Origin of the sequence: Pseudomonas sp. SAR267 (genome assembly GCF_052077595.1) — a bacterium.
Classification (GTDB): Bacteria; Pseudomonadota; Gammaproteobacteria; order Pseudomonadales; family Pseudomonadaceae; genus Aquipseudomonas; species Aquipseudomonas vlassakiae.
In genome coordinates this window covers 5,305,837-5,321,949 of sequence record NZ_JBQIHU010000001.1, presented here as the reverse complement: position 1 = coordinate 5,321,949, position 16,113 = coordinate 5,305,837, and the positions used below count along the sequence as shown (strand labels likewise).

Here is a 16,113-nt window from a genome sequence, read left to right as displayed (position 1 = left end):
GATCAAAGATCGAGCTCAATATCGTCAACTGAGTTTGCCGCACTTGTGGCGCGCTCGACCGATGTCAGCTCGGTATCCGAGATGGTCAATGCGTAATGCTGCCTCGGATTGAAGTCTTCAAATTGGTCAATACGATCCAGAACCTCACCCACCAGCTTCTTAAGGAAGATCCGTGGTGCAATCCCAACTTTGCCACCCAGCTTTCCGGTGACTGCCCTTGACAGCTCAACGATGTAGTCATCGTCCGCCAGCCGAAGAATGCGGTCAGCCATAGCGCTGTTATCAGCATACAGGTTACGCACCTTGCGACCGACCTCCTCCAGTGACTCCTGACTGAAGCCACGAAGGCGGATTTGCACGGCGCGAGGATTATCGAACCGAGCATCAGTGGTGAAGTCCACAGCCAGGCGCTGGGCCAGAGGAGACAGACGTTGAACACCCATAGGGCCATCGTAGAAGGCTGGAGTACCCGTGATCACCAGATAGAGACCAGGGAATCGCCCAGAGTCTACTTCATCCATCAACTGACGCAGCGCATTCAGGCTCTTGTCGCGAACATCTCCGCGCATGCGCTGGAGGGTTTCAACCTCATCGAGCACAAGCAGCAGTCCTGGGTGCCCAGAATCTTTGAGGATGGTCAGCACACCTTGCAGGAAGCTCAACGCGCCGAAATGGTCGATGTCGCCCTTGATCATTGCATAGCGCTTAACCGCAGCAGAAATGTTCGGCTGACCTGCCATCCAAGCCAAAAGCCCGTTAGCAATCTCTTCCTCGCCTTCCAGTAGAGCTCTTCGATAGGCCCGCAAGGTAAGGGCAAACGCAGGTGCAGAGCGCACTACTTCACCCAAGCGCTTCTCCATCAGCAAATCAGTGGCATCAATCAACGCTTCTGAGTCATTGGGGTCGATGTCATGCTGGGCAAGCACATCCTCTTCCAGGGTGTAGAACCAGGCTTCGACAATATTCTGAAACGCGCCCGAGGGCATCTCCGGCGTGGTCAAACGCTCCATCAGGCGTCGGTAGACCGTCTCAAGGCGGTGCAGCGGCGTCTCAGTCTCGGAAATTTGTACCTCGGCGCAGGCAAAGCCGAGCCGATGGGCTTTCTCTCGCAGCCAGCGTGACGCAAAAGTTTTACCGCTGCCGTATTCGCCACGAATAGCCTTGAAAACAGCCCCGCCCCGACTGACCTTTTCCAGCTCTTCATCGAAGGCGCGCTCAAAGGGCAACAAACCAACAGCCAAGGCATCTAAACCATACTGCGGCACAGTTCCTCGCCGCAGAGCATCCAGAATATCCTGACGACGTTGTTGGCTAATCGACATGCCTACTACACCTTGTAGTTATTGAATTTCAAACTGCTTCTTCAGATCTGCAACGGTCAAACGCACTGTCTGGGAATCACGCTCGACTGAAAGGATTGGATAGCCATCCACATTGAGCAGTTTCTGCGCTCCTGCGAGGAACCCACGAATCCGCAGTTTCGGGATCTGTAACTCGGAACAAAGCACAGCCTCCATAACCTGCCAGCGGTGTTTCTCCATCAGCCTCAGCAACCCCTGCATTTGTTCATCACTGATCGCTGTACGGCCTGCCCTATCGCGAACCTGGCGATAAACAGGCGAACAGAGCAGCGCTCCAATCCAGTCGCTGGTGGTTGCCTGCGAGGCCTTATTACTCGCTGTGGTTAAAGGTGCTCCAAAGCCGAACATATCGTCGACAACCTCAGCCATAGCGTGCTTCTTGCCAACTACTTTCTTAGTGGGTGCATCGGCAGGCACACTGAACTGATCAGCCGCGCTCGGCGCCTCTCCCTGAATGGAATTTGTCGAATGCCACCAGGCTGGTAGGCGACGAGGCACCTCCCGCCAACCATCCATCGCCTGTCGCGTGGCGGCATTGATGTAAACCCCAAGCGGGATTACCACCTCCTGGAGTGAACCGCCACCATGGTAACCATGACTCTTGCTTCGGATATAGCGCAATCGTTCTGACCAGGGCAGGATTACCTGCTTATTGGTGGTCACGACACGCTCACCAGACAACAGGACTTCCAGCTCAGATGGAGCAATGCCAGGTGCAACTGGGTGATAGCGCTCGCCGTTTTCGGCGGCCGACTGCTGGTAAACCGAATCATGATCGAGCACGTGGCCGTGATCACTGGTAATGATCACCACACGTCCAGCCTCGCGAGCGGCCTCCATCACATGGCGCAGCAAGGCCACGGTTTCAAACGACCAGTCGACCTTTACTTGTGAGCTACTGGACAGCTGATCATCGATGGCATTGATCACCACCGCCAGAATTCGGTGCTCTGTACCCGCGATCACCCCTCGAACGCTACTTTGCAAACTGCCCGATCCAGACTGGGACAAATCCTGCTTATGGAACACTTGCGGTGGGAACTTGGTGGAAGCCAGTTTTTTCAGTTGCGGATGACTACTGAAAGCCTTCTTCTCGTCGTTGGCATTGCCTTCACACAGCGCCCCAGACAGTAGCGAACAACGGCTGACCTGAGTCACCGTGGGCAAGGCTGCAACCAGGCATGCATCGCCCTGTACGCCAGCAGGCTGTAGCTCCAACCAATGATTACGGGTGAGGTCTGCACTCAACTGCCGGTAGACGGCTTCGCTCATCCCATCCAGCACAAGCAAAAGCACTTGTCCCTGCTCAGCCAATGGTGCAACAAGATCATCCAGGGCGCGCTCGACGGGAATGAGTCGAGCAGGCAGATGATCACCACGAGCAATGCTTGCCAGCTGATGTCCAAATGCCTGGTTTTGCTGCTCCCTGTAACGCCCGACTTGCTTTGAGAGCTTCAGGTAAACCGCACTCAGGGACTCCTCAGCATCTCCCGCCCAAATCGCGGTTCGTGCCCAATCACAAAAACCACCGTGCTCGATGTAATCACCGATCAGGCTAACTACTGTCCCGTCCATGTTCGGCGCCAGCTTGAGCCAACGCAGCAGTCGCATGGCCATATTGGCCCGAGCAACCGTCTCGCTGTAGCGGTCCAAACCAGCCAGACGGTGCCCCTCTATCAGCAGCAGAGCGGACTCCGCAGGCATGGAGTCGCCACCATTCAGAGCTTGATCCAAAGCGGTGGCAAAAGTGCTAAAGCGAGCATGTAGACCGCAAGGTAACAGAGCAGAATGCTCGGCGGCAGCCTGCATATCTAAGCTCGCAAGAATCTGCTCTGCTTTCGACAAAAAACGCGCATAGCTAGGAAAACCGAGAGCACCTACCCATTGCCGGACCAGAGCAACTGCAATCTCGCCCAGTGGCTGCAGGGCTCGGAATTCGATCTTCTTCCCACCCAAAAAGCGCTCACGGAAGATCCCTCGACTGATATGCAACTGGCTTAAATCAAGCTCGGACAAGCGTTCAATGTCCGAGGAAAACAACACGGAGCACGCCAAGGCGACGGGGAGCAGATCACTCCCCTGATCATTCAGAAGCAGCGTCGATACCACATCATGAGTGTCGGGCAGGCCGCGGGCCAACCAATCTCCGAGGTTGTCTCGAATATCGCCTGGCAGAGCCGTAATCAGCGCACTCACATCACCCTTAGTGCTCCAACTCAATACCGACTGCAGATCCAACGTGGCTTCTTGGTAGTTCAGATTAGACATGGCGATAGCGCGCCAGGCCGTCTCCTCATCCAGAATCTCGCCGAAGCTGATTTTCCCCTGATAACGGTCAACACCATTGAGCATCGCCTCAGCTACCCAACGGCCATGTTTGCGCGTTAGACGAGGATCAATGTCCCTGACACGAATTAGTTGCTGCAGGGTCTTCCAAGGGCTTATCCGCTGCGGCTCGTTGCGCCAGATTCTCGCCAGCACGTCCATAGCCAGATCCGTCTCGGCAAAGCCCGACAGCAGCACAAGACGCTCTGAGGTGTCGTTTCGCTCCTGGAAATGCTTGACCAAGGCCTCACGCATCGCCAGCTCAGACACGCAGTAGACGGCCCTGACTCTTCGCCCTTCGACCACTTGCTCTACAGCCAAAGCAGTTAATGGGTTGTGCCACACTAATGCCACACAGTCAGCCTCAGCATCACGCTGAAAAACTGCCTGCAGTTGGGTCACCACCGGCATCGGCAATGTCGCGCTCGCCTGCATGATCAACATCACCTCAATCCTCGACACCATCCGTGCGCACAATGCTGTAACTCACATCCAGCACATAGCCGCCCTGCAATTTACTCTCAATCTCGGCGAACAAACTGCGCGCCTGCTTGCTGGTCAAGCCACTCTGCTGAACCTGCTCCAGCACCTTTCTGCCGCCGGCACCCTTACTACCGGTATCGGCAGGCGGCACATCCGGTGTGGTCGGCGGTATGACGTTGCGCGTCAGCTGCGACGTGGCATCAGCCTGCGCCTGGCGAAGTACTTGTGCCAACGCTGTAACCAACTCATCGGCGGCCAGTGCGGCACTGACACGTTGCTTAATCTGCAGCGCCTCAGCAGCCCCCGACTGCCACACGGTTTCCAGCAGTTGCCAGTTATTGTCCTGGATTGCCTGGGTCACGCTCGCAGCACTAACGATACTTTTGGCGAGAGCCATCGAGTTTGTGGGAGGCTGTATATCTGCCAGCGCAGCGATCAGCTCTGCCCCCTGCTTGCCCTGTAAGGTCTGCAACAAACTCACGGCATACTCAGCATTGCGCAGACGATTACATTGCGTCGCTTGGCTAACCCGGCTCAATGCGCTTCTGAGTTCAGTAACCAGTTCCTCGCAATGCCCAAATTGACGCTTAACCTCATCCTGCACATCTTTTTCCAGTGCATTCTGATGGTTGGCGGTGCGCAGCTTGTTAGGCGTCATGCCGAATATGGCAGAGGCGTTATCTACGCCAAGCTTCCAGATGTTTGGCTCAGCTAGATCCTGCTTGGTCAGCAGCAGGTTATCGGGCATGTCCTTGAGCGTCGGCTCATAATCCTGGCCATGCAGTGAGAAGGCATACTGGCCATGCTCGGCAAACACCATGATCAGCAGGTTCTGCACAATGTCTGGCAGACCTTTTGGTGTCGGCTGATCAATGGCCGATCTTAGTCGCTTCACCGTCACTGGATCCCCGGCGTACTCATCCTTAGCCAGCTCACGAGTCATGTGCCTTGACCAGTCATCTTTGAAAATGAAATGCCGCTCATGCATTTCACCCAGCTTCAATGGCTGAGCAATGGAACGCATGATCGAGCGCAACTGCGTATCGATATCGATGCGGCCATTACTGGCATGCACAGCCCGACGCAACTGCTCCATCACCTTCCCAAGGTCAGGGAGCCTGACCTCACCATCGAACTCAGGATGATCCGGATACTGGAAGCTCAGAGCCTGGTAAAGCAGGTGCTCGAAGGCCGCTCGCAAGTTACTACCGACCGGCAGCTGCGGAGTAAATCCAGGCTCTAGCGAATAGACCTGGCTCTCCAGTTGGACCGAATCATCCAACGAACCCGGCAGCGGCTGCGCAGCACCGAATGCGCCCATCAGATAATCACGGATACGCTGGCGCAACTGGCTACGCTGGTTATCGAGAAGCGTACGTGCCTGGCCCCTCTCAATAGGACTCAGATGCTTACTGAAGGAAGCGAAGCGATCATCGCTTTTCAGTACGTGTTCTAGGGTCACCAAGGTTCCCAGATCGCGCTGGGCCGACTGGCTGAAGAAATACGGCAACCAGCACAGGGTCTGTGTCGCATTACCAGTGGCTTCGTACTCCTGGATGCGTGCCCTATCGCTCGCGGGAGAGTGATTGCCCTGGTCAAATGGAAAGTCGACCAGCACCTTCCAATCATCACCACGCGCCTCAAAGGTGGTGAAGTCTGAAATCTCGCGAATGTTCTGGAACATAACCTCAACGGTACGACGAGTGCCGCGCCAGACGAAGGGATGTTCGATAAACAGCTGGTTGTCATCCTGAACACTGAACGCTTCGAACAGCAAATCCTTGATCAGCTTGCGACGCGCTCCGTCGTTGTCGTGGATCTTCGCCTGCTCAAGAATGCTTTCTGTATCCACGCCTGAAAGCTGAATCGCGATGACAGGGTTGGAGTCATCACTGATCTTGATCTCACCGACACGCCCCGCCCATTTTCGGCACTTCTGCAATACCGTCTGCGCTTCACGCCCAGGGATCGGTGATTTGATGGTGCCGTGGTTCAACGCAGCGAGCTTGTTGGCTGTGAGCTGCTTGAAGCACTCCACCTCAGGAACCAGCGCCGACAGCAACAACGTTTTGATCAGGCGCATGTCATTGGTAAATGCACGACGGCCGAGGTCATTGACCGGCAGCGCGAGCAACTGGTCCAGCTTGAGGTTGTGCTCCTCCTCCAACAATGGCACCAACTTGCGCTCGAACAGATGGCGAGCATTGTCGAAATGCATGCGCATCACTTCCGAGAACGGCTCAGCCTCGGAGGCAATCACGTCATACAAATCACCGACCGGTATGCATCCACCCAACTCCAGGGTTTCGCGCTGATCGACCAACAGCATCAGCATAACCTTGAGCGCAGTACGCTCGCGCTGAAGAGCGGAAGAAAGCGCCACCAGCGCCTGCACTAGAGCAGGACTGAAGGGATACAGCGAGCGGAACATCTCGCGGTCACCCTTGTTGGTTAGCAGGATTTCCTGCACCTCGCTGCGCAAACCGGCATCCATGGCCGCAAAGGCACTGTCGATTTCCGCCTTGGCAGCCGCATTGATCGGCTTGAGCAAGCGACGCTCGGCAATCACTGGCAGGTTGCGGTCTTCCAGAGTGATGGTGTGGAAACGACCATCCCAGTACTTAAGCGAGTCACTCAGTGCTTGCTGCTCCGCGCCGTTGTACTGATCTCCAACGAACTCACGCAGATCACGCTGACGGGCAATAAAGCTGGCCATGGGCAACGCACGCTGCTCACTGGCTTCAACCAGCTTCACCACTTTCTGAATGTTGTTGGCGATAAAGCGCTGGTCAGATAGGTGACTGGCCAGCCAGAGGATCAGCTCATCGAGGAACAAGATAATCGCGTCGTACCCGAGCGCTTTGGCATGCTCCGTCATGATGCGCAGACCTTCATCGAAATCGACGTAGCCGCCGTACTCGCTGTTGGCCATATCCGCCATGGAGCTGTAAAAGGTGCCGATCAGATCTCCAACCAAGCGAGCCTTATCGTCAGCACCGGCTTGGTCATTGAGCACTGCATCGAAACTGGCTGCATCCCAACCGGTCGAGAGATCTCCCCAGCCGTCGTCCTCTGCCGCTCCTGCCCCTTTATTCAGCGTGGCAAAGAAATTCTCATCGCCCATATTGCTGCGCAGTTGTCGCGCATCACGGAACAACCGGTCACTCATGTAGAAGCCGGGTACCGGTGCATCTGGATGACGGTGCTTGATATGCCGCGCGTAGCCACCCAGCACACCCGCCTCAATGCTGGCGGCACCGATCATGTGGTAGGGCACCAGCAGGATATTGGTTTGCTGCAGCCACTCATCATGCTTGGCTACAGCCGGCGCCAGCTCGTTGATCGCCCGGGCTTGGGGATTGCCCTGCAACAGCAGGTGCAGCACCGCCATAAAGTGCGACTTACCACTACCGAAGCTGCCGTGAAGGTACGCGCCTTTCTGACGGTTCTGATTGCGCTCTACGGTGCTCTTGATAAAGCTCAAGGCATCCTCGAACGACAGCCGCAGCTGCGGTGTCACCACATACTGCTCCAGCGTTTGACTGATAGCTGCATCAGCCAAACCACTGGACAGGTTAAGAACGAAATCACCCCGTTGAACCTTTTCTGGGATCTCGATCAGCTCTTTAATCAATGTCATGCGTCAAACCCCAGAATCAGTTCTGCTCGGCCACTTTCTTTTTTCGACCGCCACGCTTTCCAGCTACAGCTGCCGGCTGCCAACTCAAAAGGTCGGCTCGAGTAATTTCCAGATTGCGCAGTTCTTCGAGAAGGAAGCCCTCGTAGTAATCCCCCATGCGCTCGCCGAACTCTGGATCCACCTCGTTGTGCCACTGCTTCAACCAGGGGATCAACTCATCCAGCGCCACTAGCATGGGCTTCAGTCGCTCAGCTTCCCAACCCTCGCTTTCTTTGCGATCCAGATACCAAGCTGCAATGGCCTGAGCACGCTGCAAGTGGTTCAAGCCGGCCCAACCGATGACAAGCGTGGTATCGCCGTCTTTTTCACAGCCAGGTAATGAGAAGAAGCGCTCTTTAGGGACATCCAGTTTGCCGCGCAGCGGCCAATAACTGGGCTTACGGAAATCAGTGGACTTGTATTGCGGGGGCAACGGGACGGTGCCCACTCGCTCAGTCTTCTCTAGCTTTGCTTGAGCTAAAGCCAGGTCGTATTTAGCTTTCTCTTCAGAAATCAGGGCGTCTTCCTCAGGCAGCGGCTGATCAACTCCATATTTAACATCAATCGCATCCTCCAGACGTTGCTTCTCCCATACCTCCTGCCATGCCCTGAACTTATCCATTGCGACTGTTTTCAAACGAACCGCAGCCATTTGCGGCACATGCTCAGCATCTACTAAATCAGCGACAATCGATTGCAGATCAAAAAATTCGCCATAGCAAAAATCAGCAACACGACCCGCATTTTCGTCAGCCCGGATGACATCAGCCAATTGAGCGCACGTTTTTAGTTCACTCAATTTACAAGAATGCTCAAGTCGCTTCAGCATCCAATTTTTGCATGCCGTTTTTATTTCATCATTTTTCGCCACATGATTAAATAATCCTTGACGACCAATCCAGCGCCGCTTGTAATGCGAATCCTCGACAACACGAACCCACTGATTTGTATGGATGGCATCTATCCGTTGCCTCCATTTGCCTTGCATCTCTTCTGGCCAATTATGGGGAATACTATCTGGAACGGAAAAGCCTTCCTCACTTACCCCTGCGAGTATCTCAAAAGGCCTCTCACCAGCTTTAATATCAGAATCAAACCAAGCCTGAATATCAGCCAACAGTGAGTAGTCGCATAGCCCATAGGCATAATAAGAGCACCAGTCCAACTCCTCCTGTATAAGGACAAGCCTACTATTGAGCTTATTCCTCTCTGCCTGTGCATCAAGCCAGGAATGTTCAAGGTCAAGCCCCTGCTCAAGCGCCCGAGCTAAAACTTGATCCGCAGAAAGCTGCAAAATTCGGTTTGCCGCTTCATCTGCCTGGGCAGCCAGGCTAGAAACAGTCCTTCTAAATTCGGGCCTCTCAAATATTTCAGGTATAGGCAGCTTCTTTAAAGACGTGCTGGAGAACTGATAAGGAACCTTGGCCCTTGACTCAACACGAACACCATCACCGCCAGTCATCTGCTTCTGCTGGCTCACCTGCTTCATCCAGAAACATACCAAAGAGCTATTGAGGATACCCAGCAGAGAATAGTAGTCGTCCTTAACTGCTTTTTTACCAAGAGTAATTAAGGGTGACGTCTGCTGATAGACTTTACGACACTGACTTAGATAGAAGTGATTATGACTTGCAACCTCGGGATATGAGAGCGCCAAGTCAAATGAATAGTTATCCCTTGAAATATGACCATACTCACACCAATCTAAACCACGCTCAGCCTGACTCTTACGGAACCAAACCCTGTTATTGAGATTAGTCCTGATCGGCCAAAGAAAACTCCTAATAGAAGAGGGCACAGCCACCTTCAGATCTTCTCCACTATATGGGAATATGGCCAAATTCTTAGAGAAATCTGCCCAATCACGAATGGCGTCCGCATCCACCATCGTAACAAACTCAGCCTGATCTCCAACGAGACGCTCAATGACATGCTTTGAAAAGGAAAAAGCTTCATCTTCAAGTGTAACAGCTGCAATCCCAATATTGTTAGCGACTACACTTAAGCGCTGACTGTGTGTTTCATCAAGTAGCGCCTTTAGCTCACCAGCACCACCACCACCAATACTCCATGGATGCACACAAAACAAAGACCTATCAAGATCAGCCACACTGACATAATCATTTTCTCGGCCTGGCGTATTTACCATATCGGTAATAGAACACCACACCTCACCTTGGGACGCATCAACCGGGGTAGCAGGCTCACCTCTCTTACCCATAACCGCACGTACATGCTCAGCGCCAGGGGCACGATTGCGCGCGAAAAGAATTACAGTTGGCGTACCATGACCCGGTATGTAAGCACCGGCACTATCAATAACGTGCGTCACATCCTTCCGGTGCAGGTATTTTTCGACCAGCTCTCGACCAAACAATCTCTTCATGAAGCTATTGGCAGTTATCATTCCCACGAAGCCAGCAGGTCGACTACCTTCCGCAATAACTGTCAAATCAAAAAAACGCTCCGTAAACGGAACACCTAATGAGTACTTGCCTTTACAAGTTCGATATCTATCTCGATAAGCCTGATTCAAAGATTTATCGCGAACGACAATATAAGGTGGATTACCCACTACAACGTGGTAACGCTGCCCGAGAATTTTTTCGAGTCTCGCGGGATCTTCCACCTCATAAACGTGCTGATTTCCCTCATCCAACAATCCACCCTGGATACCCTGCCCCTGCCACTCAAATCGACGACCATGCAACAGTGAATCACCACACGCCAGATTGAAATGAAAGCTGGGCGCACCCTTCATCTTGCTGCTACCTGAAGCCTTCATGGCAGCCATCAGCAGACGGAAACGACAAATGGCAATGGCATAAGGGTTGATATCGGTGCCATGCACCACATCCAGTGAGCGCTGTGCCAGCTCACGGGTATTAGTTCCTGGCTCGCGCTTCAACCACTGATTGAACACCCGCTCGAAGGTCGTCAGCAAAAAGTGCCCTGAACCGCATGTAGGATCGATTAGGCGCAACCCCGATAGACCGAAAGTCTGAATCGCCGGCTCCAGGGTGTAATCGAGAATAAAGCTCTCAACAAATTCCGGAGTTTGCAGTAGCGCATAACGCTTGCGCACAGATTCAGAGAGATCCTGATAGAGGTCGCCAAGGAAGCGAGTATCCCATTCCCGGTCGGTAAAGTCGTGGAGGATCTCACCGCTGTCTGCATCGATCTTCTGGAAGAAATCGATCAGACGTTTGGCACCATCAGCCGAAACCGGAATCTGCCAGAGGGGGTTATGGCGATGATCCAAGAGCTCCGCGATCACCGGATATTTTTCCAGTTCCGCGAATAGATCCAGCAGGTAGTGACGCTCTTCAAAGGTCGGGTTCTCGTTGAAGTAAGCCACCATGCGCTCTTTAGCCTGCTGCAAGGCATTTCGCCCCTGCGCATCACTTACCGGGCCAGCCAACACTGGCTCGTTCAGTAAGCCGTTGTCTTCAAGAAAACGCACAAACACACAGCTCAATACCCAGGCCACTGCAGCCTGGGTTATTTGCGCTTCGCGCCAGGAAACGAAGTGCTCGGCGGTGCGTTCGGCCTCAACTGCCGCGCGATATTGGCTCTGTAAATGCTCACTGAGCTCCGCGTTGGACTCGCTGTAGGCGAGGATGTCCTTCTCAATATGCGGTAACAGGGACTGCAGGTTTTTCAGAAGATCGGCACGGTTAATCACAGGTAAATCCTTATGCATGTGGCCCAATACCTGAAGGTTCTGGGTCTGCTATCAATTTTTCTTAGGCAGTGGTTTTAACTGCCTGAGGCAGTGACTGGGAATCGTCAAGCCAGCTACTGGGAATATGGGCAAACTCTTTGCTACCTGCGCCTGTAGGCACCAATACGTCATCGATCATGGCCGCGGAACGCTGCGCATCCACGGCGATGAGCAGAACCAACCCAGGCAACGCAATGCCACTGCGACCGATAACGTTCATCAACTGTTGGCGCAGATCATTCAGCCATGTTGTCACCAGCTCATAGCGCGCCAGCAGCCCTGGCTCCGTCAGAAGCACTGGTTGACCGGCCTGCAGAATCTCCTCAGCCATGCCCGGTAACGCGCGCTGCACCAGGCGCTGCAGGTTCTGCCAATCACGTGAACTGTGCTCACAGGCGTCTGCCTTGAGCACCACTTGCCAATCCGGCGCTTTGGGCATACTGGCGCATACAGCTTGTACATGGCGAAGTAGCAGTTCATCAAAACTGATGCACTTAAACGGATAGTCTCGGCAGAGTTTTTCCTGCGCTTGCCACCACTGACGCGGCCTGACGGTCAGCGCCAAGAAGTGGGAGGCAGTCACTGCCTTCTCCAGCATCAAGCCCAGCTCTTTAACCGACTTGAGTGTGGTGGTGTCGTCTTCGCCTTGTTGAGTCTGGCTGTAGTGAGTAGACCCGGCTGATGCGAAGCTGGTCATCCCTGCGCTTGGCAGGCAGTAACCGCCCCTATCGCCGTTGGCAAACTCAAAGCTGCCATTCCACTGGAAACCGATATCGAGGGAGCGCACCAAATCATCCAGCTCGGGACGGCCAGGTAGCTCCTGCGCTGCGGGATAGCGGCCGGCTACGCGTGTCTGAACATCTTTGACGGTAAGCGCCTTGCTGCCCAATAGCGCACCCTGGGCCAACTCCAAAGCAAGCTTGGCGAGCATCTCTCGCGGATAGAATTCCACACGGCTGGATAGCGCTGCACTCTCGGATGCAGCTGCAGCCAAACGCAGAAGCCGGTGGTTGCTCAGACCTGCAAATGACTCTGGCGCTGGCACAGCCCGGATCTTCTCTAGCGTACGAACAGGAGCCAGCAGTGGCAGCTGGCGCGCACACTCATCTGCCAGGCTGCCAAGGTCGCAAGCGTAATCGGCCAGTTCCTCCCCTCGCCCCTGACGATTATCGGCAATCAGGAAGCGGTTACCGGAGCGACGCAAAAGCCAACGAGGCTCCTGTTTACTCAATTCCGTTTCCACGGCTGCCCGCACGACGGCATAGGCCCAGCGCTCACGCAGCGGGCTGTCTTGCACCGAGCCGCGACGAAGCAGGATTGCGTCAGCAACTTCGACCGCCGTCATTACGCCGCCGTTATCCTCCAGCAGGCCGACGATGTCTTCTCTCAAGTCCGTAATCGCTTTGGTCTTACCCCACTGGGTCAGAACCTTATCGACCAGCTCGCGCACCAGCAGAGTCTCAATGCCGAGGTGGCCGCTGATGGCTGCCGGCGTAGGCCAATGAACGTTGTGAGAGCCCTTGGGCGCATCCTCGTCCAGTCGACCCAGGTATTCGTTAAGAAAGCTCAAGCGAGTCTGATCGGTGGACTTTGGCAGAACCTGCTGGAACAGACGGTCGACACTTACAACGCTGGTATCACTGCTATCCAATTGCTGAACTTGTTGGCCGTCCAGAAGGCGCGCCTGAAGCTGACCTATGACATCGGAAAGCTCATTACGGGTCTTCACCCCCACTCCCGTCCAGACTCGAACGCGGGAGCGATTCAGTTTGATGAGGTCAGCAACGCTGTTGATGTTCCGGCGGCTGAGGGTGTCCAGCGCTTGTGGGCTCAGAGCCAACAGGCCAATCTGCGTATCCAGCTGAACCTCGCTGACGGGGCAAGTACGCTCCACAGGCTGCTGAGTCGTATGCAGAGACTCACTGCGCGCGTCATGGAATGTTTTGCGCCACTCACGCAGCATCTCCCCGGCACTGGCAAAGCGCTTGCGCACATCACGAACCAAGGCACGTTTGAAGAACTCAACCATGCGATCGCGAATGCTCGGATCGAAGACGGTTCGATCAACCTCCAGCTCACCTTCGAGTTGATGTGGCAGCCCTTCAGAGGACGTCCACCCGGGCAAAGCGCCTGCGGCCATCTCGTAAAGGGTCAGCGCAACGGAGAATCGCTCGGCATGGTCGTCCCAACGGCGGCGGCCAGGATCACGGATGAACGGATCCATGTAGGCCAGAGTGCCAGCACTGATATTGTCAGCACCGGCACTGGACAGGGAGAAGTCAAAAAGCATGAGGTGAAGAACGCTGCCTTGCATCACCAAGCCGATGTTCTCTGGCTTGATATCACGATGCACCAGCGCCTGGTCTTCTAGATGCACAACCGCACTGAGCAAGTCGTCACCGAAGCGCTCAAGCAACTCCAACTGCACAGCGCCGGCATGGCGGAGGCGCTGAGCCAGGGTGCCCTCGGTCGCATAGTCGAGTAGCAGAGCGGTATGGCCAACGACATCCAGGGTTTTGTAGTAAGGAACAATGGCCTGGTGCCGCAACCTGGCCAGCACTTCGCCCTCTCTCGTAAGACGGCTATTGTGGTCAGGTGTCGAAGCGATCTTCAGGACGCGAGACTGCCCCTGGTAATCAACCAGGAATACGACTGAGCACGCACCTTTGCCAAGTGACTGAATAACCTGGAAGCCTCCTGGCAGGAGGTCACCTTTACGGGCCTCCGTTGGGTTAGTTCGAAGCGTGCTTGGCTGGCTAAGCTCGTCCTCAAGGTCATCCAGTCGTTTGATGAACTCACTGACCGATTCCAACCGGCTGCCGACATCAGGGTGCGTGGCGTACTGCACCAGGTACTGCATAGCCTCGCTTGCACCGTTGATCTCATCGGTAACCTGCAGACCACTGCCTCGGCGCAGCTTGTCCAGTAACTCAATATCGGTTTGCGCGGGCTTCTTACCTGTAAATAAGTGGTAGGCGATCGCACCCAGGGAGAACACATCCAAGTGCACACCGTCTGCAGCACCAGTGTGCGCTTCCAGAGCGACATAAGGCCCGGCCTCTTCATGTACAAGGTTGCTCAGACGGGTTAGCGCACTGATGTTGCGCGATTCACTCTCGAATACTCGCTCGGCAGTGGCCCAGTTGCTGATTTTGGCACTGAACTTCTCCTCACCCAGCTGCTTGACCCAGATACACTGAGGACTTAGCCCACGGTGATAGAGCTTTTGCCCGTGCGCGTACTGCACAGCTTCTGCTATTAGGCGAAGCAGGTAAGTAGCCTCAACAATATCCAGGCGGCGATCCTTGCCCAGATGCATCAATAGATGGTCGAGACGAAACGCTTTGGGATCATGCTCATAGACCACAGCAGGACCGCTATCGTGCTGCTGAAATTCGTAAGCCCGTAAAATCCCTGGGTGCTCAATTCCCTCAAGCAAACGAAACTCAAGCTTTGCTGCTTTTTCGAGCCGAGAAACCTCTTCCTCGGGCTTATCCTGCGTCAGGTAAATGCGCACCTTGCGTTGCAGACCTAGGTCTGGATGCAAAGCCAGCCAATCCTGATATGTGTCTGACTCGTAGAGAAGGCTCTGGAGCTCATAGCTGCCGACGCGACGCATACGTACGGACTCTTTGATACCCGCCTCTTCGACAGCACGCGAGATGACCTTGGCCGCGTAGGCAGAAATCTGCCGATGCTTCCAGCTCTCATCGATAAGCGTGATTTCGCGGAGCAACTCTTGCCTGCTCACCACCCCTTGGCGCGCATTACCTTCTAGCTTGATGATCAAGTCCTCCGCAGAGAGGAACACCAAGGCATCGATAAAGGGGACTGTTTCCTTGCTTCGATGGAATGAAGGCTGCATCTTTAGCAGCGAAGCTAGTTTTTGCGCCTTACGTCGCGCGAGCAGGCGGGGGTTATCGAAGATCTTTTGCCCCCCCTTGGGCAGAGGCCTTTCCCAAACCCAGTTGGCTGCGTCACCAGCAATGACGCCCGGATGAGACTTGATCTCGATAAGGTACATACCCTTAGGCGTGAGCACCATGAGATCAACTTCGTTGATTGAGCCGTCCTGGGCGATGAACTCGAAATTGGCCCATGCACGATACGGATCGTGATCAGGGAGCAGTCGCTTGGCAAACTCCAGCGCTTCCCGCTCCCATGTGTAATCGGATTGGGTGATCTGCTTCCAAAGTTTGTCCATCAATGGTCATCCTTGCTCTTTAACTGGCGCGAACTGCGATCAAGAATTTTCAAACCAAACAGCCTCACGATACAGGACACCACAACGCACCTAAACCAATCACGTGGCATACCACCACAACAAGGCTACGCGCGATTCGAGCTCGACGGACAACCCCAACAGACGCCTGTGCTGGGCTAATGAACTTTGCGCGTCAGCTTCGACTCTTCAGATGCGCCATCCAATCTGCCAAGCCAATCTCAACTGGCAACCAATTGGCAACCAGAATAGCCATTTAAGAGGTGGCAAGCAAAAAAGGCGGAAATAAAAAAATCCAAGCACCCGTAAGTGCTTGGAT

General features: G+C 54.5%; 5 protein-coding genes. All 5 read right to left on the bottom strand.

What is annotated here, in order from left to right; all coding sequences use genetic code 11:
- Nucleotides 1-2: 2 nt before the first annotated feature.
- Nucleotides 3-1,322: a BREX system ATP-binding protein BrxD gene (gene brxD, locus ACTORR_RS25150; RefSeq protein WP_064590779.1), complete on the bottom strand. Its 1,320-nt coding sequence runs from the start codon at nucleotides 1,320-1,322 to the stop codon at nucleotides 3-5.
- Nucleotides 1,323-1,340: 18 nt separating this feature from the next.
- Nucleotides 1,341-4,130: a BREX-2 system phosphatase PglZ gene (gene pglZ, locus ACTORR_RS25145; protein ID WP_064590921.1), complete on the bottom strand. Its 2,790-nt coding sequence runs from the start codon at nucleotides 4,128-4,130 to the stop codon at nucleotides 1,341-1,343.
- Between the two features lie 4 nt (nucleotides 4,131-4,134).
- Entirely contained in the window at nucleotides 4,135-7,809 is a 3,675-nt protein-coding gene (locus ACTORR_RS25140; RefSeq protein ID WP_064590780.1) for a hypothetical protein, read from the bottom strand.
- Between the two features lie 16 nt (nucleotides 7,810-7,825).
- On the bottom strand, nucleotides 7,826-11,533 hold the full coding sequence (gene pglX, locus ACTORR_RS25135; protein ID WP_064590782.1) for a BREX-2 system adenine-specific DNA-methyltransferase PglX: 3,708 nt from the start codon (nucleotides 11,531-11,533) through the stop codon (nucleotides 7,826-7,828).
- A gap of 61 nt (nucleotides 11,534-11,594) precedes the next feature.
- Entirely contained in the window at nucleotides 11,595-15,776 is a 4,182-nt protein-coding gene (gene pglW, locus ACTORR_RS25130; protein ID WP_441344011.1) for a BREX system serine/threonine kinase PglW, read from the bottom strand.
- Nucleotides 15,777-16,113: the final 337 nt, after the last annotated feature.

Excerpts from the sequence above, each read along its gene's own strand:
- pglZ (WP_064590921.1), bottom strand. The coding sequence starts at position 4,130 with ATGTTGATCATGCAGGCGAGCGCGACATTGCCGATGCCGGTGGTGACC.
- pglW (WP_441344011.1), bottom strand. The coding sequence starts at position 15,776 with ATGGACAAACTTTGGAAGCAGATCACCCAATCCGATTACACATGGGAG.
- brxD (WP_064590779.1), bottom strand. The coding sequence starts at position 1,322 with ATGTCGATTAGCCAACAACGTCGTCAGGATATTCTGGATGCTCTGCGG.
- ACTORR_RS25140 (WP_064590780.1), bottom strand. The coding sequence starts at position 7,809 with ATGACATTGATTAAAGAGCTGATCGAGATCCCAGAAAAGGTTCAACGG.